The organism is Marinococcus salis (assembly GCF_054971365.1).
Window position 1 is genome coordinate 1 of sequence record NZ_JBQOJB010000046.1, and the last position, 1,381, is coordinate 1,381.

At 47.1% G+C, this 1,381-nt stretch carries 1 protein-coding gene; it reads left to right on the forward strand.

Features of this window, described 5'->3' with window-relative positions; genetic code table 11:
• The first annotated feature begins 115 nt into the window (after positions 1-115).
• The gene (locus ACTTK6_RS15760) at positions 116-1,351 is read left to right on the forward strand and encodes an ISL3 family transposase (protein ID WP_462833947.1); all 1,236 of its coding nucleotides are present in this window, start codon (positions 116-118) and stop codon (positions 1,349-1,351) included.
• Positions 1,352-1,381 lie beyond the last annotated feature (30 nt).

Consider the following 1,381-nt stretch of genomic DNA (forward strand, 5'->3'; position numbering starts at 1 on the left):
GGCTCAACACCAAAATATGTTCTTGAAAAATATGTGCTTGATAAAAAGAAATGAAAAAACATCTGCCCCTCTGTTATGTTGAGAGTACCAACAACCAACAAAAAGAGGGAGACAGATGCACACTCATTTTATCAGCCATTTATTAGACTTACCAGGGATTCAGATCACTTCTGTTCAACAAGAAACCGATGGCCTCATCTGCCAGATGCAGCCAAACGATGTTGTTCAAGCATGCCCGACCTGTCGGTCGGCGGCTTCGGTGATCCGTCGTGGTACAGCGTATATTCGAAAAGTCCGCCATCTTCCTGTCTTTGGGTATGATGTCTTTCTTCATCTTCCTGCTATTCGCTTATCCTGCCACGGCTGTGGCAGCTCTTTTGTTTGGCAGTACGAAGGTGTAGCTCCTAAAAAACGATATACCAAAGCCTTCGAGCAACAAGTTTCCTCTGTCCTGGGAAGCACCATCCAGCATATGGCCCGGGTCCTACGCATGCCGATCACGTCACTTACACGCCTTTGTCATCAATGGATGCGTCAAGAAAGCGCTCGGGTTCAAAACGAGTGTTGGGAAGAGGCTGCTTCCAGCCCCAAGCTGGTGCTGGGCATCGATGATTTTGCGATTCGGAAAGCTCATACCTACAACACCGGGCTTCATGACTTACGAGGAGAATCGTTGTTAGAGGTGATCCCGGGACGTACGGTCGAAGAACTTCATCAATATATCGATCAGCACCCCGAATGGGGTGCTCTCCAGCCCCAGGCGGTCGTTCTAGATTTAGCTCCGGGGTACCACCGGTTTGTGAAAGAAGTCTATCCAGGTGCTATTCGAATTGCCGATCGGTATCACGTCAACCGATATGTGACAGAGGCCTTACATGCCATAAGAAAAGACGTCCAAAAGCAGCTTGCTTCTCATGCAAAAAAACACTTGAAGCGACGGCATCGTCTATTAGGTAAACGAAGAGACCACTTAACAAAGGCAGAAGCTAACGAATGTTCGGTTCTTTTATCTTATTCCTCTCTGCTTTATCAGGCCTATGAATGGAAAGAGACGTTCATCGATTGGTATGACTGCAGCGCTTCTTACACGCTAGCTCAAAAGGGCTTTCAGTTCTGGCTGCAGGCAGGAGAAAAAATCGATCACCCGGCGATTCGCTCTTGCTTAAGAACGATGAATAACTGGGAAGCAGAAATTTGCAATTATCATCAGCTTCGCTTTACCAATGCAGCTGTCGAAGGTAAAAATAATAAAATCAAGGCGCTACAGCGCCGCCATTACTTTACTCGTAACCCGGAGGGTTACAAACAACGCCTGCTTTTAGAGTGTAACGACAAGCGGGTGCAGTATTGAAGGGTCAAGAACATATTTTGGTGTTGAGCC

Bases quoted from the DNA above. Each gene is read 5' to 3' on its own strand.
- ACTTK6_RS15760 (WP_462833947.1), top strand. From the start codon at position 116: ATGCACACTCATTTTATCAGCCATTTATTAGACTTACCAGGGATTCAG.